The organism is Bacillus sp. J41TS8 (assembly GCF_018333035.1).
GTDB classification, from domain to species: Bacteria; Bacillota; Bacilli; order Bacillales; family Bacillaceae; genus Bacillus; species Bacillus paralicheniformis.
In genome coordinates, this window is sequence record NZ_BORF01000013.1 from 18,807 (window position 1) to 38,237 (window position 19,431).

General features: G+C 47.3%; 19 protein-coding genes. 14 read left to right on the top strand and 5 right to left on the bottom strand.

Features of this window, described 5'->3' with window-relative positions; all coding sequences use genetic code 11:
- Positions 1–64: 64 nt before the first annotated feature.
- The 4 genes from KI350_RS16760 to KI350_RS16775 form a co-directional block, all read right to left on the bottom strand.
- A complete protein-coding gene (locus tag KI350_RS16760) occupies positions 65–946 on the bottom strand; it encodes a helix-turn-helix domain-containing protein (protein ID WP_059231195.1) in 882 nt (293 codons plus the stop codon).
- A gap of 18 nt (positions 947–964) precedes the next feature.
- On the bottom strand, positions 965–1,183 hold the full coding sequence (locus KI350_RS16765; RefSeq protein WP_171866274.1) for a YheE family protein: 219 nt from the start codon (positions 1,181–1,183) through the stop codon (positions 965–967).
- Positions 1,184–1,326: 143 nt separating this feature from the next.
- Positions 1,327–2,685, bottom strand: a complete 1,359-nt coding sequence (locus KI350_RS16770) for a YheC/YheD family endospore coat-associated protein (protein WP_059231193.1) — start codon at positions 2,683–2,685, stop codon at positions 1,327–1,329.
- Positions 2,682–3,767 carry a YheC/YheD family endospore coat-associated protein gene (locus KI350_RS16775; RefSeq protein ID WP_020450775.1) on the bottom strand — a complete coding sequence of 362 codons (1,086 nt, stop codon included), beginning with the start codon at positions 3,765–3,767 and terminating at the stop codon, positions 2,682–2,684. The genes KI350_RS16770 and KI350_RS16775 overlap by 4 nt, the downstream gene beginning before the upstream one ends.
- Positions 3,768–4,096: 329 nt before the next feature.
- On the opposite strand from KI350_RS16775, the gene KI350_RS16780 reads away from it, so the two are divergent.
- The 8 genes from KI350_RS16780 to KI350_RS16815 all read left to right on the top strand — a co-directional run bounded on the left by KI350_RS16780 (position 4,097) and on the right by KI350_RS16815 (position 11,242).
- Positions 4,097–5,227 carry a DUF445 domain-containing protein gene (locus tag KI350_RS16780; RefSeq protein ID WP_039072581.1) on the top strand — a complete coding sequence of 377 codons (1,131 nt, stop codon included), beginning with the start codon at positions 4,097–4,099 and terminating at the stop codon, positions 5,225–5,227.
- Positions 5,228–5,349: 122 nt separating this feature from the next.
- Complete coding sequence (locus tag KI350_RS16785) at positions 5,350–5,703, top strand: YlbF/YmcA family competence regulator (RefSeq protein WP_016886435.1); 354 nt, start codon at positions 5,350–5,352, stop codon at positions 5,701–5,703.
- Between the two features lie 447 nt (positions 5,704–6,150).
- Positions 6,151–7,014 carry a Cof-type HAD-IIB family hydrolase gene (locus tag KI350_RS16790; RefSeq protein ID WP_026579965.1) on the top strand — a complete coding sequence of 288 codons (864 nt, stop codon included), beginning with the start codon at positions 6,151–6,153 and terminating at the stop codon, positions 7,012–7,014.
- 143 nt (positions 7,015–7,157) lie between these two features.
- Positions 7,158–8,675, top strand: a complete 1,518-nt coding sequence (locus tag KI350_RS16795; protein ID WP_026579964.1) for a coproporphyrinogen III oxidase — start codon at positions 7,158–7,160, stop codon at positions 8,673–8,675.
- A gap of 135 nt (positions 8,676–8,810) precedes the next feature.
- Positions 8,811–9,587, top strand: coding sequence for an enoyl-CoA hydratase (locus KI350_RS16800; RefSeq protein ID WP_020450783.1), 777 nt, complete (start codon positions 8,811–8,813; stop codon positions 9,585–9,587).
- A 126-nt stretch (positions 9,588–9,713) separates the two neighbouring features.
- Positions 9,714–10,832, top strand: a complete 1,119-nt coding sequence (locus KI350_RS16805; RefSeq protein ID WP_026579963.1) for a Rap family tetratricopeptide repeat protein — start codon at positions 9,714–9,716, stop codon at positions 10,830–10,832.
- Entirely contained in the window at positions 10,822–10,959 is a 138-nt protein-coding gene (locus KI350_RS16810) for a hypothetical protein (RefSeq protein ID WP_023856549.1), read from the top strand. The genes KI350_RS16805 and KI350_RS16810 overlap by 11 nt, the downstream gene beginning before the upstream one ends.
- A gap of 4 nt (positions 10,960–10,963) precedes the next feature.
- Positions 10,964–11,242 carry a hypothetical protein gene (locus KI350_RS16815; protein WP_020450785.1) on the top strand — a complete coding sequence of 93 codons (279 nt, stop codon included), beginning with the start codon at positions 10,964–10,966 and terminating at the stop codon, positions 11,240–11,242.
- 72 nt (positions 11,243–11,314) lie between these two features.
- Here the strand turns inward: KI350_RS16815 and KI350_RS16820 are convergent, their stop codons facing one another.
- Positions 11,315–11,500 carry a YhzD family protein gene (locus KI350_RS16820; protein ID WP_020450786.1) on the bottom strand — a complete coding sequence of 62 codons (186 nt, stop codon included), beginning with the start codon at positions 11,498–11,500 and terminating at the stop codon, positions 11,315–11,317.
- A gap of 117 nt (positions 11,501–11,617) precedes the next feature.
- On the opposite strand from KI350_RS16820, the gene KI350_RS16825 reads away from it, so the two are divergent.
- The 6 genes from KI350_RS16825 (at position 11,618) to KI350_RS16850 (ending at position 19,391) form a co-directional block, all read left to right on the top strand.
- Positions 11,618–12,514: an ABC transporter ATP-binding protein gene (locus KI350_RS16825; protein WP_020450787.1), complete on the top strand. Its 897-nt coding sequence runs from the start codon at positions 11,618–11,620 to the stop codon at positions 12,512–12,514.
- Positions 12,507–13,775, top strand: a complete 1,269-nt coding sequence (locus tag KI350_RS16830; RefSeq protein ID WP_020450788.1) for an ABC transporter permease — start codon at positions 12,507–12,509, stop codon at positions 13,773–13,775. Before KI350_RS16825 ends, KI350_RS16830 begins: the two co-directional genes overlap by 8 nt.
- A gap of 101 nt (positions 13,776–13,876) precedes the next feature.
- Positions 13,877–15,121: a metallophosphoesterase family protein gene (locus KI350_RS16835; protein WP_065643369.1), complete on the top strand. Its 1,245-nt coding sequence runs from the start codon at positions 13,877–13,879 to the stop codon at positions 15,119–15,121.
- Between the two features lie 13 nt (positions 15,122–15,134).
- Complete coding sequence (locus KI350_RS16840; protein ID WP_065643328.1) at positions 15,135–18,095, top strand: AAA family ATPase; 2,961 nt, start codon at positions 15,135–15,137, stop codon at positions 18,093–18,095.
- Between the two features lie 49 nt (positions 18,096–18,144).
- The gene (gene yhaM, locus KI350_RS16845) at positions 18,145–19,089 is read left to right on the top strand and encodes a 3'-5' exoribonuclease YhaM (protein ID WP_035339075.1); all 945 of its coding nucleotides are present in this window, start codon (positions 18,145–18,147) and stop codon (positions 19,087–19,089) included.
- A 68-nt stretch (positions 19,090–19,157) separates the two neighbouring features.
- On the top strand, positions 19,158–19,391 hold the full coding sequence (locus KI350_RS16850) for a sporulation YhaL family protein (protein WP_020450792.1): 234 nt from the start codon (positions 19,158–19,160) through the stop codon (positions 19,389–19,391).
- Positions 19,392–19,431: the final 40 nt, after the last annotated feature.

Sequence of the window (19,431 nt, forward strand, 5' to 3'; positions counted from 1 at the left end):
AAACGGCAGGGCGGTGTAAATGGACATGGTGCACAATTTCTTTTCGTGCAAGTTGCTAAGACCGCTAAAAGAGATGCATCATCAAATAAACAGCGGCTGCTTCTTCAAACTGTCTGATGTCGATCGCCGTCCGTTCGATGAATTTATCAATTCTGTACTGCAGGCTGTTTCGATGGATAAACAAACGTTTCGCTGTAAGAGAGGCATTCAGGTTGCATCTCATATACATTTTGATGGTCAGGGATGTCTCGGGATCTGACAGCGCCTCTCTTACGGCGTCCGAAAACGAAGAAGCATGAACCCGCTCCGGTTTTGCCGTCAAAAAAGACGGGAGGCACTGGCAAAACGTGGCGACGTTTCCGATGTCACCCGCTTCCAGCATATAATGAAATATTTGTTTTTCAAAGCGGATTTTGCCTTGAAGCGATCCGTTGACTGGATGAAGCTGGCCGCTGAAAAACACGGGGTTTGCCATGAAATCGCTTGTCAGTGCATGCGCAAGCTCGGACAGCTCTTTTTTTGCGAGAAACGGTGAAGGATTTTCGTGGACGATAACGGCTTCATGCCGGTCGTACCACACAACAAGCGGGTCTTTAAAAAAACCGCTGACCGCTTCTTTGATCGCCTGTCTTTCTTCAGGGACATGCTCCATTTTAAAAAAATGGCCTTGCACCAGCTGAATGTTCCCCGGGTTTTGAAGAGGGACATCGCGAAAGAAATATTCATGCCATTCTGTTTCCCGCTTTGTCAGCTGCTGTGCGGGATGCGGTTCTGAAAAAGGCCGGAACAGGCAATGGAGCAGCTCTTTTTCCCGGTCGGTGACCGCGCTTTTCAAAACGCCGAAGGTTTCGCCTTCGTCGGTTTGAAACCATATTGCATCGTGTTTTGAAACAGCCTCAGATACAACCATTCGTTCACCGTAAAGCGTCTTTAGTTTCTCCAGCATACGACAACGTCCTTTTCTTTATTCGTAAATATGAAAGAGCATTAATTCATGAATTTCGCTTTTCAGGGAAGGCTCGTCATCATGCGGGGGATAGGTGCTGCCCCACTCGATTTCCCCTGATTTATGATAGATTCCTTCATAGTGAATCCCTTTATGATAAAACGATATTTTCCAGCCGGGAAGCCTTTCTTTTTTAAACAGCGGCTTCCATTGAAAATGAGAAATCATAAACGCCACGCTCCTTCATTGATTTCAGGTGGGCAAAATCCAGCGAGCTGACTACACGTTGATTTGTTATCATTGTATCTCATTCACAGAAAAGATCATAGATTCTTTTCAAATGGAACTTTTCAAAAAAATACCGTGAAGAAGCGGGTTCTTCACGGCTTGAGGTCATGCCACATGTCCTCCGGATTAAGGATGGACTGTTCAGTTAAATAAGAAGCAAATTCGAAGCTTCTTTTCTTCGTTAAGCGGCTGACAGATGCCAGACGGGGATGAGAGAAGATCCCCCTGCCGGGCCGGGAGTTGGCTTCAAACAGCCACACCTTTCCCGAACGGTCCAATCCAAGGTCAAAGCCGATTTCCCCGATGAAACCGTCAAGCTTTTCGTCAAGGACCCGACTGAGGAGGAGCGCCGCTTTTGTCAGCTTTTGCAGAATGTGAAGCCTTTCCTGAGGATCATCATAAATCTCTGCAAGCGTTTTGACGGCGCCGCCGCTCGACATGTGGGTTGTAATTCCGTCCTTTCCAGCGATTTTGGCCGCGATGGCTGTGACGGTCCATTGGCCTTTTCCGTTTTTGTTTGTATGAACCCTGAAGTCTGCCGGATGATGATCCACTTCGATCCGTTCGATGCCCTGCTGGGCGAGATAAGAAGTATGTTTGTGCAGTCTCTGCCATTCATCTAAACATTCAGCAGCGGACGAATAAGATGTGACGCCTTCGGCATGTCTGGCGAGAATTCCGTTTTCTTCCCGTTTTGAAAGCTGGAGTATGCCTTTGCCCAAACTGCCGCCGGCGGGCTTTACATAAATGAAGCCGTATTGACCGATCATGTCTTCGATTTTACCGGCATCGGGCTCCAATGCCGAAAATGGAAGCAATTCCGCTGTCCTCTCGTCTTGCTGCAGACATTTATAGATCTCCCATTTGTTAAAGAAGCCCGGGTTGAACCACGGAATCCGGTATTCATCCATAAGATGGGTTTTTGTTTCCCGCAGAGCGGCGGATTCTTCCGCTTTGCGGTTCGGCAGTCTGTCGTAAACGACGTTGGGAAGGGGGACTGTGGCCTCCTCCCAGCCGTTTTCCCTGAAAATGAGAGCCTGCACTGTACCTTCTTCCCAATCTATCTGGTGCGCTCCGAACAGATAGCTGTAGCCTCCTGCCGGGAGATCCATTGTCAAAAGCTTCGAAAAAAATAAAGACCTCCCTCTGACAGGGTCCAGCTGCGATTTTGTGAAACCGGCCGTGAAAATCCCGATTAAAGGTCCGATATAGACGGTATTGTCGCGGAAAATCAGGGAGGCTTTGCCGCGGTACGGAATCCGCAGGTTTTTGTACAGATTTTCAGATAATAAAACGGTGCGCTTCAAATGGCTGTCAAATGAGACGTGGCAACGTTCAACACTTGTACCGAAAGCCGCGAATAGCAAACCGTCCTGTTTAAAAGAAGCGGGCAGGAGCATCGTGTTTTCGCTCGTCTGGTGGATGCCGACGGTCAGCGGTTGACCGGTCATCTTTTCTCAGCCCCTTTCGCGCCGGCTGAAGCCGTTAAGAATGAGCAGTACTCCAAAGGACCTTTATACAAAAGCTCCCTTTTTTCAGGAGAGTGCTTAATAAAAGCGTGCTTTCCGGGCTTTGAATTGACATCCAGAAGCCAGACTTTTCCGTCTTTCGTCAGGCAGATATCAAGGCCGAGCTCGAATAATGGTCCGTGATTTGATTCAAGCACCAGGGGTACGGCCTGCGCCATTGTCTCTAAATCATCGAGAAGGACGGCCTGGCGCTTTTTCGGCACGGATAAAAGCCAGCTGTCAAAGCTCACCGCCTCTGAGCCCCCGGCCAGGTTTGCAAGCAGTCCGTGCTGATAGCTCCGCCTTACCGTTTTGCCGGCTGTTTCCCATTCTCCACTGCCGTTTTTCTGAAGCAGCAGCCTGATATCGCACGGAAAACCGTCTTTGTCTTGAATATCGAGGAACGATTGCAGCAAATAGCGGTGCTGAAGAACTTTCTGACACCACGTTTCAAATGAAGCCTGTTTCGAAAATGACTTCAGCTGTTTGTGTTTTCCGGTTTGGTAGGCGGCCTTGACCGTTTTTCCCGTAAGCTCGAGGTGAATGATGCCGCGGCCTCCTGATCCGGATGCAGGCTTCAAGATGCACGCTTTTTCTTTTGCAAGCTTGCGCAGGATATCCTGGGCGTTTTCTGCAATCGATGTGGCAGGAAGGTAGGACTTGATGACGGGATCGGCATTCAATGCTTTGAAAACCGTCCATTTGTCAGGAAGTCCGAGTCCTAAAAATGTTGTTTTAGGATACTTTTTGAGCCATTCGACAATCGGTTTTGCTTTTTTCGATTGCTGATCTCTGCCGTAAAAGCAGCGGTCATAGATCAATTCCGGGATTTCTCTTTCAATTTCATTCCACTGTCCTGACTTCGGGTGAAAGGAGAGCCCTTTCACAAGCAGGGAACCGGGGGAAATATCCAGGGGCGTGAAACGGATAAACCGGATTCCATAGTCCGAAGCCATTTTGGCCAGTTCTTCGGCATAGGCTTTTTCATGTTCGTGCGACAGCGACATAAATCCAAGCGTCATCATGATTATACCTCCTTCATGAAAAACAAGACTTAACAGGCTGAGACTGTCAAACTTCGGGCAAACTTTAATATATAGACTTCTGTTTCATGATACGCTTGAGATTGCAGAAATAGGCTTTTGTAAATTGGAAATGATTAAAAATTTTAGAGCGCCCTTCATACAATTGCCATCTGACCCATTGTATTTTGAAGCGGCTTGCTCCATTCCGTTATTTGCCCGTCTTTTATTCAGCTACTATAATAACGTTAGGCAAGACGGTGAGGATCGACCATAAGGCCCACGCTGTGCAGCTAAGATGTCAGGTAAAAAGGAAGGCAGTTGAAAAGAACATGTATGTATTTGGGGTTTTTGCCGTTATGATTGCAGTCGGTGCACTTATCGGCGCTGTAACGAACCATTTTGCGATTAAAATGCTTTTTCGCCCATATAAAGCGGTCTACATATTTGGAAAGAGGGTTCCTTTTACACCCGGATTAATTCCGAAAAGGCGCGATGAATTGGCGAGACAGATGGGACAGATGGTCACAGGCCATCTGCTGACAACAGAAGGGATCAAAAAAAGGCTTGCATCCGATGCGGTTAAAAGCCAGGCGGTGCAGGTTGGGGAGCGGATCTTGGCGCACCTCTCGCAATCAACGGCCACCGTTGAAGAAGCATTGGAAAGCATCGGAATTTCAAATCCCGCCCAAAAAGCGGATCGGGCGGTATCCAGATGGACGGATGAGAAGCTGTCCGCATTGTTAGAGGCACATGAAAATGAACCGCTCAAAGAGCTTATCCCTCTTGAGGCCCAGAAAAAGCTGAAAGAGAAAATTCCGATGGTGTCCGGCTATATTTTAAACCGGGCTGTCACCTACTTTGAAAGCGGCGAAGGAAAGGAACGCCTCGGACATATGATTGACGATTTTTTGAAAGAACGGGGCATGCTCGGCAGCATGGTGCAGATGTTTTTAGGCAACAGCAGTCTGGTTGACCGCGTTCAGCCGGAGATTGTGAAGTTTTTAAAGAACGGCGAGACCGCGCGTCTTTTAACGGATCTGCTTGAAAACGAATGGGACAAGCTGAAAGAATATACGTTCAAGGAAGCGGATGACAAATGGAATCTCAAATCTCTCATTTTCGATTTGAAGGAAAAGCTTTTGAAACGATTCTCGCTTCAGCCGTTTTTCGAAAAAACGATCGGCTCCTCTATTGCCAGTGTTGAGCGGGATATCGCTTTGCGCCTGCCGCAGATCGCCGACCGGCTTCTCGAAGAGGCGGGCCGCCGCCTGGATCAAGTGCTCAAGCAGCTGGAGCTCGAGCAAATCGTCAAGGAACAGGTGGACAACTTCCCTGTTGAACGTCTTGAAGAAATGGTGCTGTCCATTTCCAGGCGGGAGTTCAAAATGATCACGTATTTAGGCGGTCTGCTTGGCGGAATTATCGGAGCCGTGCAAGCCATCTTTGTAATTTTGATCTGAGGCTGAAGACGGCCTGTTCAAACGGAATTATCGTATAACTGTGAAAAACGCTCCATAGTTTGTTATAGTGGAGTGGTGCCGATTCCATAAGAAGAATACAGGCAGGAAAGGAGCGGATCAGGATGACGGTCAATTTACATGACTCGGCTTATGACTTGGGGCAAGCCTTGCGACAAAGCGATGAATATTCCCGATTGAAAAATCTTTATGATGAGGTGAATGGCGACCCATCTGCTAAAAAGATGTTTGATAACTTTCGCGATATTCAAATGAACCTTCAGCAAAAACAGATGAACGGCGAAGACATCACACAGGAAGAAGTCGAACAAGCGCAAAAATCCGTGGCGCTCGTCCAGCAGCATGATAAAATCTCGCAGCTGATGGAAGCGGAACAGCGGATGAGCATGCTGATTGCTGAATTAAACAAAATCATCATGAAGCCTTTGGAAGAGCTTTACGGAAACCCAGAGAGCTGATAAAAAATCCCCCCTTGTCAAGGCAAGAGGGGATTTTTTCACTAAGTGAACAAATAACGTTCATAAAGATTTAAAAAAAGACTTGTCAATTCATGAAATAGTTGCGATAATATTAAATGTAAGTGCTTTCATTTTTTTGCCGGGATACGATCATGAAAAACGGACTGGCGGCAAAATGATAAGGGGTATAGAGGAAATTAACAGACTGAAAGCACGTCTGCTGGTCAAATAAAGGGGTTATCAATATACGGTGAATTGAACGAAAGGGGCGTTGAATTCACTGTTTTGAATATGAGGGAGAATCATGATCGTATCCACAAGATGCGAAGTAAAAAGTCTGTGAAAACAGGCTTTTTTAGTATGTGCATCAAGAGGGCTGTTCTAAAAAAAGAGATCGGGACATATCCTCTATAACAGATTCAGTCATCAAAGAAGGGGGACCTCCTGGTGTCAAAACAAATGCTTGCGCTGAATATAGACGGAACGCTGCTTCGGACAAACGGACGGCTTCATCCCGCAACGAAGGAAGCGATCGAATATGCAAAGAAGAAAGGTGTATATGTTACGCTTGTGACGAACAGACATTTTCGCTCCGCTCAAAAAATCGCCAAATCTTTAAAGCTGGATACGAAGCTGATTACACACAGCGGAGCGATTATAGCGGACAAAATCGACGAACCTTTATTAGAAAAAAGGATTTCCGAAGAACAGACATTTAACCTTGTTCAAATACTGGAAAGCTATGATTGCAATATCAGAATCCTCCATGAAAAATATTCGATTGGAAACCGGAAAAAAACGAATTCAAACCTGCTGGGGAAAACGATGATTCACCCGTCTGACCCGATTTTTTATCCCGTCCAGTTTGTCGATTCGCTGAGCGACATGCTGATGGATGAACCGGTCAGCGCACCGGTGATCGAGGTTTATTGTTCAACAGGACAGTCCGAAGAAATCAGGCAGACGATCACAAATGCATTTCCTCTCGTCGACATCATTGGAGCGGGGGAAAAAATGCTGATTGTCCATAAAGGGGTTTCCAAAGAAGCAGGCTTGACGATGCTCGCCGCCGACCTCGGTCTAAAAATGGAAGATGTCGTTGCGATCGGCCATGAAATCGACGACCTCCCGATGATCGAGCTTGCCGGACTCGGAGTCGCAATGGGCAATGCTCCTCAGAAAGTCAAACAAAAAGCGGATTGGGTGACGCGCTCCAATGATGAACAGGGCGTCGCTTATATGATTAAAGAATACTTCAGAATGCAGCAAAGTAAAGGGTTTCTTAAAAAATTCCATATTAAAAAAGTCTGATTCTGATAGAATCCCCGCTTTCAACTCGAATGCGGGGATTATTCATTCATCGCTGCCACGTAGGAATGTTTGTTTCCCGGATTGATTTTGGCCATTTATTTTTGTACACTAAAGAAAGTTTTGAAACGAAAAAGGTGATGACATTGCGCATTTATATAGAAGGGCTCCAAGATGAAAGGTTCCAGAGACCGCTTGAGCATATAGCCAACTTATTCTTTGAAGAAAGCGAAGTCGCTTTTGGCGAAGAAGCGCCGGCAGACCTTGCGATCGTTCTCGGCTACGACCGGAAAGAGAACGGCGTCAAGGCTTCGGGTATGATAAAAGATACGGACATTAGAGCGGAATATGCAAAAAACATTGACCCCAAACTGACGGAAAAGGAAGCGTTTAAGCAGGTGAAAAATACCGTTTCCTACGTTTTTTTGAGCATGCTTCAGGAGCATACCGGAATCATTCAGAAATGGGGGATTCTCACCGGTGTTCGTCCGACAAAGCTGCTTCATAAAAAGCTGGAGAGCGGCATGCCAAAGGAAGAGGCACATGCCGAGCTGAAACGGGATTATTTAATTCACGACGAAAAAATCGAACTGATGCAAAACATCATTGACCGTCAGCTGAAAGCGGTACCCGATTTGTATGAGCTGAGTCAAGAAGTCAGCATTTACATCGGCATCCCGTTTTGTCCGACGAAGTGCGCCTACTGTACGTTTCCGGCGTATGCGATCAGAGGACAAGCCGGTCGGGTCGGCTCATTTTTGTGGGGGCTTCACTATGAGATGCAAAAAATCGGCGAATGGCTCAAGGAGAACGATGTCAGAATAACGACCGTGTATTTCGGCGGCGGAACGCCGACAAGCATTACCGCTGAAGAAATGGATCTATTGTATGAAGAAATGTACCGTTCATTTCCCGATGTAAAAAACATCCGCGAGGTCACAGTTGAGGCTGGACGGCCCGATACGATCACAGAGGAAAAGCTCGCAGTCTTAAAAAAATGGAACATCGACCGAATCAGCATTAATCCCCAGTCTTACGAGAATGAAACGCTGAAAGCGATCGGACGCCACCATACGGTCGAAGAAACGATCGAAAAGTATCATCTGTCGCGAAATGCCGGCATGTCGAACATCAATATGGATTTAATCATCGGCCTTCCGGGCGAAGGGGTAAAAGAATTCAGAAACTCTCTTTCCGAAACCGAAAAATTAATGCCCGAATCATTGACCGTCCATACGCTGTCATTTAAGCGCGCGTCTGAAATGACGAAAAACAAACATAAGTATAAGGTGGCTGACCGCGAGGAGATTGTCGCGATGATGGATGACGCTGTCTCGTGGACGAAACAGCACGGCTACCATCCCTACTATTTGTACAGGCAGAAAAACATTCTCGGCAACCTAGAGAATATAGGCTATTCCCTTCCCGGCCAGGAAAGCATCTATAACATCATGATCATGGAGGAAAAACAGACGATTATCGGGATCGGCTGCGGAGCTGCGAGCAAATTCGTCGATCCGGGAACGGGAAAGATCACACACTTCTCCAACCCGAAAGACCCGAAAACGTACAATGACAGATTTGAACACTATACAAACGAAAAAATCCGCTACTTGTCTGAGCTTTTTCAGAAGGAGGCAAAAAGCGGTTCTCAACAGGAATAGAAGCTGCTGCCGGTATCGCCGGCAGCTTTTTTATTGCGGAATCAAACCGGAATCGGCAGCAAAAAAAGGTTTTAAAGGGCGAAGGTGGAATAGTTTAAACAGTATCAATTGTAAACGTATTCACGGAGGTGCAAGATGGAGTATATCAAATGGAAAGACGAAGACGGGATTTTTGAAATTGTGCTGAATCGCTCTGAGGCGTACAATGCCTTGAATGAAAAAATGCTTGAAGAACTGAATGAAGCTTTGCGTATTGCAGAGGAAAGCGAATCGCTGCTTCTCCTTGTGAGAGGCAGCGGCAAAGGATTTTCGGCAGGCGGAGACATTAAGATGATGCTGTCTTCCGGAGATCAAGACAGCTCTGCCCGCGTCATTGACACAATTTCTGAAATTGCGGTGAAGCTTTACAGCATGCCGAAGATGACGACAGCGGCTGTCCACGGGGCGGCCGCAGGTCTGGGATTGAGCCTCGCGCTCAGCTGCGACCATGTGCTGGTCGAAAAAGAGGCGAAGCTGGCGATGAATTTTATCGGCATCGGGCTTGTTCCCGACGGAGGCGGACACTTCTTTTTAGAGCGGAGAATCGGTGAAGCTGCGGCCAAAGAATTGATTTGGAGCGGGAAACAATTGACGGGGGCCGAAGCGCACGAACTTCGGATCGCAGACGCTGTATTCAGCGGGGACTCCGGCCGTTTTGCGCGCATCTATCTTGAAAAGCTTCTGCACGCTCCGCTGGCAGCGATGATTGAGACAAAAAAGATCTATCAGGCGCTGAATGGCGGTAGGCTGCAGAAAACGCTTGAACTCGAGAAAGCGGCCCAAATGAAAATGAGGCTGACAAGCGACCATCAGGAAGGAATCCGCGCATTTTTAGAAAAGCGCCAGCCGCAATTTAACCGTCAGCAAGTATAACAAGAGGGCCCGACAGGAAATTGACCTTGGGAAATGATGTGCAGAAGCAATTGTAAAAAAATTTAAGTTTCTATAAAATGATTCATAAGGACACAGGTCTGTACGAAGTCTTGGGAGGCGGGGAAATTGAAACAGAAGATTCCATCTGAATACGTTGCTAGTAAGCTGAATGATTGGTACAACGCCATTCGGAAAAATCAGATCGCCGCCAGTGAATCATTGAAAGCGGAAATTTTAAATGATTTTCAAGACATGGAAGAAAATCAGGACGTCCTGCTCTACTATTCGCTGCTCGAATTCAGGCATAAGCTGATGCTCAGCTATTTGAAACCACAAAAGACTGAAAATATTGAAAAAAACCTCCGCGACTTAGAAGAGAAAAAGGACCAAATGACAGGTTTACTAAACTATTATTACTGGTTTTTTAAAGGGATGTATGAGTTCAAACAAAAGCGGTTTGTCAAAGCAATCGGCTGCTATAAAACGGCTGAACAAAAAGTCAGCGCTTTGGAAGACGAGGTTGAAAAAGCGGAATTTTATTATAAGCTGGCGGAAATCTACTATTATATCAGCCAGAGATATTTATCGATCAACTATGCGACGCTCGCTTCCGACATTTTTAACCGGTATGAGACGCTAAAAGAAAAAAAGATTTTCTGCGATTTTATCATTGCCGGCAATTGGGTTGAATCGATGACATACGGACCAGCGCTGAAAAGCCTGGCCAACGCGCTTGAAGACGCCGCGAAAATCAAAAACAGCCATTTGACGGCAGCCGCTCATTTTAATTTGGGAAATTGCTATTTCCATCAAGAATCGTACCGGGAAGCCTCAGATCATATGGAGAGCGCCCTTTCCATTTTTGAACAGGAAAGTTCATCATATATTCCAAAAGTGCTGTACAACTTAATGTACGTCCGTCTAAAACAGGGAAATCATGTCGGAGCGGCCGACTGTTATGAAAAAGGCATCCGAAGTGCGGCATCGCTCGGAGATGAAGAACACGCGGCCAAGCTTAACATTCTATCCGGGCTGTATTTGGACGGCGGGGATCGGAAAGCCGTGGAAATCGGATTTGATTATTTGGAGTCAAACCATTTATATGCCGCTGTTGAAGAGCTGGCTTTAGACGCAGCCCAGTACTATAATCAAATGGAGCGGCTTGAAGATGCCATTTTTTACTATGAGAAGTGCGCTCAGGCAAGACGAAAAATCAAAAGGGGAGATGCGTTGTATGAAAGCTAAACTGTTGTTCGTCGCGGTGTCGCTGGCTGTTGTGTTAACGTCTTCAGGCTTTTTGGCAGATGTGGGAAAAGCTCCTTCCTTGTACGCGGACAAAATGATCACGACTGACAAGGAGGCCCGAGTTTAAGAACATGATTTCATCTGAGAATGAGCGGGCTGACGCAGCGAAAGAATGGACGATGTATATTACAGTTTCTTGCCTTTTCATCCTGATCGTCTCTGTGATTTGTTTTTTCGCTCCGGCCTACAGCTTGCAGGATCTGCTGTTTCGACTGTTTGATGCCGTCATCATCTGTGTGCTGGCGGTCAATGGCCTTTATTTTCTGCGAAAAAATAAAGGCGTCGCTTGCTTATCGTTTTTACTCTGTTTCATCAACATGGGACTGCTCATTGTTATGATGATCCACTAGTGTTTGGCGGATTAAAGGGCAGGCGGCAGCGGGAGACCTTCCCCAAAAGAGCCGCCTTGCCCCGTATTTTAGTCAGCTCCGGAAAACAATGATTTTACCGGACGAATGTACTACCCGGTGTGTATGCTCCAAAAATTGCTTTTCCTTCAGCATTCCTCTTCCTTTCTCTTTCGCTTCTTCATCATCGGCCGCTTCAAATCGCTCATTCAAAAGCGTTTCTCCACCAGTATCGAAAACGGTTACATAATAACTTTCCATTTCTCTTCCCCTTTCTCAAAATATGATCTATTTGTTTAAAATTATATAAAAATCAAAAAAATCCTTTTTAAAATGGTATGACTAACGTATGATTGTAAATTGGAAGGAGGAGTTATTATGCTCAAAATCGATCACGTCACGAAAAAGTTCGGTTCATTTACAGCTGTAAACGATCTGACGCTGGAGATTCCAGACAAGCAAATGTTCGGTCTGCTCGGCGCCAACGGAGCAGGGAAAACGACGACATTCCGAATGATATTAGGCCTTTTGAATGCGACAGAGGGTACTGTCACATGGAAAGGACAGCCGATTAACTACGGTATCACAAACAGCATCGGCTACTTGCCCGAAGAGCGCGGACTGTATCCGAAGCTGAAGGTGAAAGATCAGCTCGTATACCTTGGCCGCCTGAAAGGCATGACAAAGCAAAATGCGCTCAAGGAAATGGAGAAGTGGCTCGAACGGTTCCATATTACGGAATACGCCGACAAAAAGGTTGAGGAGCTCTCCAAAGGGAACCAGCAAAAAATTCAATTCATCACGGCCGTGCTGCACAAGCCGGAGCTTTTGATTCTCGACGAGCCGTTCAGCGGTCTCGATCCGGTGAATGTCGAGCTATTAAAAGACGCGGTCATTTCTTTGAAAGACGACGGCACTTCGATTGTATTTTCAAGCCACAGAATGGAGCATGTCGAAGAGCTGTGCGAACACGTCTGCATTTTGCAGCGCGGGACGCCTGTCGTTCAAGGGAAATTAAAAGAAATCAAACGTTCTTTTGGCAGAAAGAATGTCACGATTCACGCAGACGGCGACTTGAGCTTCTTGAAAGAGGCGGACGGCATCGTCAAATGGCGGGATCATTCCGAAGGAGTCCGCCTGCAGGTCGAAAATGAAGAAGTCTCTCAAGAGCTGTTTACAATGCTTCAAGGACGCGGGTTTATCAGAAAATTTGAACTTGAAGAGCCTTCTTTGCATGATATTTTCGTCGAAAAGGTAGGTGCCCGTTATGAATAAGTTTTGGATTGTTCTTTTTCATACATATCTCAGCAAGCTGAAAACAAAGTCGTTCATCATTTCAACGGTGATCACGCTTGCGCTTGTCGTGCTCGTCACAAATCTGGGATCGATTATTTCCATGTTTGATGACGGCGGAGAGGGTGATAAAATCGCCGTCATTGACCGTTCAAATCAGCTGTACGACACGTTTGCCCAGCAAGTGAAAGCACTCGACACTGATGAAGCGCTGGAAGTCGAAAAAGCGGATAAACCGGAAAAAGAGCTTGAAAAAGACGTCAGAGACGAAAAGCTTGAAGGCATTTTAATCCTGGACAGAGATAAAAAAGGCGTGCTGAAGGGAACGTATAAAGCGCTCGAAATCGCTGATTCCACAGCTGTCTCCACGATTGAACAGGCGCTCTCACAAGCAAAGGTTGCCGTTGGAACGGCTGAATTGAACGTACCACAGGAAAAGCTGAGTGAACTGTTTACACCGGTAAAAGTCAACAGTGTCGCCTTGAAAGAAGGCGCGAAAACCGAGGAAGAGCTTCAAAAGGCGACAGGACTTGTATATGTTGTGCTGTTTGTCATCTATTTTTCGGTTTTGACGTACGCGTCAATGATCGCGACAGAAGTTGCGACGGAAAAGTCTTCCCGCGTGATGGAAATTTTAATTTCCAGCGTGCCGCCTGTCCAGCAAATGTTCGCCAAACTGTTCGGCGTCGCTCTGTTAGGATTGACACAGATTGCCGCGCTGTTTCTTGTCGGCTATCTTTCGCTCCAGTCCAGCCAGGAAAAGGGAGGGGATGCAGCCGATATGATTAAAGGATTTCTTGACATTTCCGGCGTACCTACTGCAACGCTTGTGTACGCGGCCATTTTCTTGATGCTCGGCTACTTCCTCTACGCAACTCTTGCGGCATTTCTCGGAAGCGTCGTCAGCCGGATTGAAGATGTTCAGCAGATGATTTCGCCGATGATTCTGCTGGTCGTCGCAGGATTCGTAATTGCCATGGTCGGGCTAAGCACACCAGATTCAACGTTCATTACCGTTACTTCATTCATTCCGTTCTTTGCGCCGATGATCATGTTTCTCAGAGTCGGCGTGCTTGATATTCCGTTTTGGGAAGCGGCACTCGGCATCGGCATTACCGCTCTCACCATTGTGATTCTCGCCGTCATCGGGGCGAGGGTGTATAAAGGCGGCGTGCTCATGTACACGAGCGGCGGCGGATTGAAAAATATCAAACAGGCGCTTCGTCTGTCAAAAGATCGATAATGAAAGAGAAAAGCAGCTTGAAAGAAAAGCTGCTTTTTTCGTGCAAAGAGTAGAACGTGCATTCGCTTTCAACCCGTGATAGAATGGGAGCAGAATATTTTATGAAAAGGAGCAGAAGATTGACAAACATCACTTTCATTCATGCGGCCGATCTGCACCTGGACAGTCCGTTTCACGGCATCAGCCGGCTACCCGAAGAGGTTTACCGGCGGATCAAAAACAGCACATTTAAAAGCGCTGAAAATGTGTTTAAGCTTGCGATTGATGAAGAGGCCGACTTCATTTTGCTTGCCGGCGATCTTTTCGACGAAGCAAACCGCAGTTTAAAAGCACAGATGTTTTTGAGAAAGCAATTTTTAAAGCTGAAAGAGAACAACATCCAAGTCTATGTGATTTTTGGCAATCACGATCATCTGGGCGGCGATTGGACGCCGATTGAATGGCCGGACAACGTCCACATTTTCTCGTCGGAAGACATTGAAGAAAAATCGTTTTACAAAGACGGCCGGCTCGCCGCAAGCATCTACGGCTACAGCTATCCCGAGCGCTCTGTTTATTCCAATAAGGCTGCTGAAATCAAAAAAACGACCGACGCGCCCTTGCATATCGGCATGATTCATGGGACGCTTTCCGGGGAGAGCGGCCATGATCCGTACTGTCCTTTTTCCCTTCAAGATTTAAAAAACGGCCGGATGGATTACTGGGCGCTTGGTCATATACATAAAAGACAGGTCATTTCAGCCTCCGAACCGGCGGTGATTTATCCGGGAAACACACAATCGCGGCACATGAAGGAAACGGGAGAGAAAGGCTGCTATCTCGTCAATGTTTGCGGCGGAGAACTGTCCTTCGAATTTAAAGCCTTATCGGATGTTCTGTGGGAAACGGCCAGCATCGATATCTCCGGGACAAAGCAGATGACAGAGCTGATCAGCCTGATGCAGGATGCCCTTCAATCTTTCAGAAACAGAGGCAAGCCGGCATGCGTCAAGATGGTATTGACAGGAGAAACACCCTCTTATTTGGCGGAAGGACAGGCCGGCATCGTGGACGAGATCCTTGACATCTTCCATGAAGAAGAGCGGGAGGAAGACGCGTTCATCTGGCTTACCGCGATCGAAGATCAAACAGATGCCGCCTTGTCTGGAATTGAACGGGACGCTTTTTTTCAGGAGCTATTGCAAGAAATGCAGGAATTTCAGGATTTCAGCCTGATTTTTGACGATTTGGAGCGGCATCCGGTCTTTAGAAGGCACGGAGAGCGGTTTCATGAAGAAGACTTCCGGGACATTCGCGCGCAGGCGGAAAAACTGCTGCTTCATGAACTGAAGACATTGAAAAGATAAGGGAGGGTGCAGGGTGAATATACATGCGATACATATATACGGATACGGTAAATTTGCCAATCAGACATTTCGCCTGTCTCCTTCAAATCTGCATTTGGTCTACGGGCTCAATGAAGCCGGGAAAACGACGCTCATGTCGTTTATTGAAAGCGTGCTGTTCGGTTTTCCGAAGACGAAACGGTATGAGCCGAAAACGGGCGTCATTTACGGGGGGATGCTTGAGGTCGGGCACCCTGATTTGGGGCAGATCCGGATCGAACGAACGGCCGGAAAGCCTGAGCGGGTCACCGTTTATCTGGAAGACGGCAGCACGAAGCCGGAAGGTTTTTTAAATGAGCTGCTGTCAGGCGTCGACAGACAGCTGTATAAAGCGATCTATTCATTTGACGTGTTCGGCCTTCAGGAAATTCATAAATTCAACCGCGACAAAATCGGCCGTTTTCTGCTGTTTTCGAGTCTGTTCGGCTCTGATGCGATTTCAAAGATGGATGCCGGCCTCGTGAAAAAGCAGGAAGAGCTGTTTAAACCGAACGGCCGGAAACCTGAACTGAATCAGGAGCTCGACCGGTTAAAAAAGCTTTCCGAAGATTTGAAAAAAGCGAAAGCGCGGGAAGGCGACTACCACCGCCTGTTAAACGAAAAAAAAGGCGCTGAGGCGTCAATAAAGGAAAGCGGACAACTGCTAAAAGATCTTGAGCACCTCGTCTCACAAATCGAGCAGGCGATTGAGATTCTGCCGGCGGCCGCGGAAAAACGCCAGCTGGAAGAGCAGCTCGCATCTTTCGGCGGCTCAGGGGAAAGCCGTTTCCCCGAAGGCGGACTTTTTGAGCTTGAAAAGCTCGAATCCCACCTGCATCCAAAAGCGGCTCAGCTGAAGGCGCTGGAAGAGAAAAAGCGCCGTTTGGAACAGCGGGCCGCCGCTTTTGCACCGGCTGAAGACTTTCTCGAGCACGAAGCGGAAGAGCTTTTAAAAGCATATCCGTTTTACCAGTCGTATTCCGAAAAAATCGCGTCTTTGACTGATCAGCTTCACCAGATTAACGGACGGGTTCAAGCGGGGCTTGGGCGCCTGAAAATCGAGGAATGCGATATCCTCAATGCGGACACCGCGTATGAATATGAGTGGAAGCTGCAGGAAACCGCTCAGGCATACATCGAGCTGCGTGAACTGAAACGGTCGCTTGACGAACGCTTTGAGCAGGCGAGAGCTGATCTGGAGGAAGCTGAACAGGCCCACGCCGCTCTCAGCAATGAAGTGATGCCGGAAGATGTCCGCAAGCAAAAGGAGGAAACCCTCAGCCACCTTGCGTCAGCTGGCGGCCATGCCGGAAGACGGGAAGAGCTGCTCCTTCAGCTGTCCTATCTGAAGCAAGAACAAAAGGTTCGGATGAAAAGAAGAAAGACCGCTTTTGCAGCGGCGCTTTGTGCTGCTTTCGCGGCCGCTTTTGCGGCGCTCTTTTTCAAGGAGTGGTTCCCGGGCGCTTTACTCGTGCCGATCTTGCTCATATTTGCCGCTGTTGTTCTAAAAAAGCCCGAGCCTTCCGCGGCAGCGGCTTTTATTCAAAAACAGCTGGACGACATTGATCGCAGCGGTACAAAAAGCGGAGTGAGTGACAACGCTTTGAGGGAAGAGCTGTGGAAGGACGACCAAACCCGGCAGCTCCTTATCGCAAAACAAGCAGAGCTCAGACAGAGAGAAGCGGAATATGAAAGAGCGATTCAGAAGTTCGAAGCGTGGGAAAAGGATATCCGTCCGTATCAGGAGAAGACCGAACGCTATTTGAGAGAGCTGAACCTGTCAATCGACCCGTCATTTTTAGCCGATGCGTACGCTTTGATCAAGGAACTCCGAGAGGAAATGTTGAAAAAGCGGGATATCGAGCAAGAGCTGAGCCGCCTTCAAGCTAAAAAAGCATCCTTTGAAGCGGAATTGAGAAAGCTTGTCTCATCTCTCGGCCGCGCTGGCGAAAGCGTCCAAGAGCAGGTGTTTCAGCTGAAAAGCGCGCTTGATTCCCAAAAAGAAAAACTTCGGCAAAAACAGGAAGCGGACGTGTCTTTAAAGCATACCGCCGAACAAATCAAAGAGCTGACAAAAGAGACGGAATACTTCCAATCCCAAATTGGCGAACTCTTTCAAAAAGCAGGGGCGGACGGCCGTGAGATGTTCATCGGTCTGGCGAAGCGCGACCAAGCCAAAAAAGAATTAACGGCAAGGCTCGGGCAGCTCAAAAGAGAGCTCGGCAGGCAGGACGAGAAGGCCGTCATGCTTGCATCAGAACACTCTCTTGCAGAACTGAAAGGAAAGCTGGCCGAGGCGCAGGAAAAAAGAGCCCGTATAGAAAATAAGCTTGCAGAAGAAAGACAAAAGGCGGCGAATGTCCATGCGGAACTGGTCAGACTTGAGGAATCGGGAGCGGTATCCGAGCTCGCCTATCAGACCGGAATGCAAAAAGAGCGGGTCGCCGAACTGGCCAAAAAGTGGGCAGCCGTCAAGCTGATCCGGCAGGCGGTCAAAAACAAGATCGATGAACATAAGAAGGTTCGGCTTCCGAAGCTGTTACAAACGGCTGAAACATTACTGAACCCATTGACTGCCGGGCAATACGAAAAAATTTATTTTTCTGAAACAGATGAATCCATGATGGTCATGCGGAAAGACGGGGCTGTTTTTTACGCCCACGAACTGTCCCAGGCAACTTGTGAACAGCTCTATTTAGCGATCCGATTCGCTCTGGCCCTCTCCCATCAAAAGGAAGTCAAATTGCCGTTCCAGCTGGATGACAGCTTTGTCCACTTTGACGAGGAGAGGTTTAAACAAGTGCTGAACATCTTAAAAAAGCTTTCAGGCGAAGAACAGCAAATCTTGTATTTTACGTGTCATGAACATGTAAGAGAAGCTTTTCACGACGAAGATGTGATCCTGCTGCCTCCCGTCATGAAAAACGTGGAAGTAAAGGGTATAACTAACAAATAAAAGTGTGTGCTATAATGATTTTATGTAGGAAAACGGAGGGAGCTTTATCATGGCAAAAGGTATCATGCTGCACGAAGTTGGCGAGCAGGTTGATTTGTATTTGCTCATTAAATCGTCAACGAAAGGAATCGCGAGCAATGGGAAACCGTTTTTAACGCTGATGCTCCAGGATCAGTCCGGAGATATAGAAGCGAAGCTTTGGGACGCCAAACAGCAGGACGAAGTGACCTACGGCCCGCAGACGATCGTGAAAGTGGTCGGCGACATTCATCATTACCGCGGGCGGAATCAGCTGAAGCTGAGAAACATCAGACCTGCGGGCGACAATGACAATGTCAAAATCGATGACTTTCTTGAGACTGCACCGATTCCCAAAAACGAAATGATGGATGCGGTCACTCAATATATTTTTGAAATGAAAAACCCGAGTATTCAGCGAATCACGAGGCACCTCGTCAAAAAATACGGCAAGGAATTCATTGATTTTCCAGCTGCGACGAAAAATCACCACGAGTTCGTATCAGGTCTCGCATACCATGTTGTCTCCATGCTGAACCTGGCCAAATCGGTCGCAGACCTGTATCCGTCGCTCGATCGCGACCTATTGTACGCAGGTGTTATTTTGCATGACCTTGGAAAAGTAAAAGAACTATCCGGACCGGTGTCCACGACCTATACTGTCGAAGGGAATCTGCTGGGGCACATTTCGATTATGGTGACAGAAATTGCAAAAGCAGCCGAAGAGCTTCAAATTGATTCAGAAGAAGTGCTGATTCTCCAGCATTTGATTTTAAGCCATCACGGCAAACCCGAATGGGGCAGTCCAAAGCCGCCGATGGTCAAGGAAGCGGAAATTCTTCACTATATCGACAACCTTGACGCGAAGATCAATATGATGGACAGAGCGCTCGAACGGGTCAAGCCGGGAGAGTATACCGAACGCGTCTTTGCATTGGATAATCGTTCCTTTTACAAGCCTGTTTTTCACAAATAAGCGTCATAACTTGTCTCCCTTTTGCATAATGTCTGATATACAGTTTATTCAAAAAAGGGGGAAAAGCCGTGCTGCTGTTTCCGTGGTGGGTGTACCTTTGCATCGTCGGCATTATTTTCAGCGCCTATAAGCTGATGACGACGGCAAAGGAAGAGGAAAAGATCGATCAGGCTTTTATCGAAAAAGAAGGCCGCATTTATATCGAACGGATGGAAAAAGAAAAAGCACAGCGCATGAAGCGTTCATTGGATGAAGATCAAGAACAGCATGAAAAATCGGCTGACAGTCATTCCATCGCATAAAAAAAGCTGTCCGGCCCCGCGAGGGGAGGACAGCTTTTTT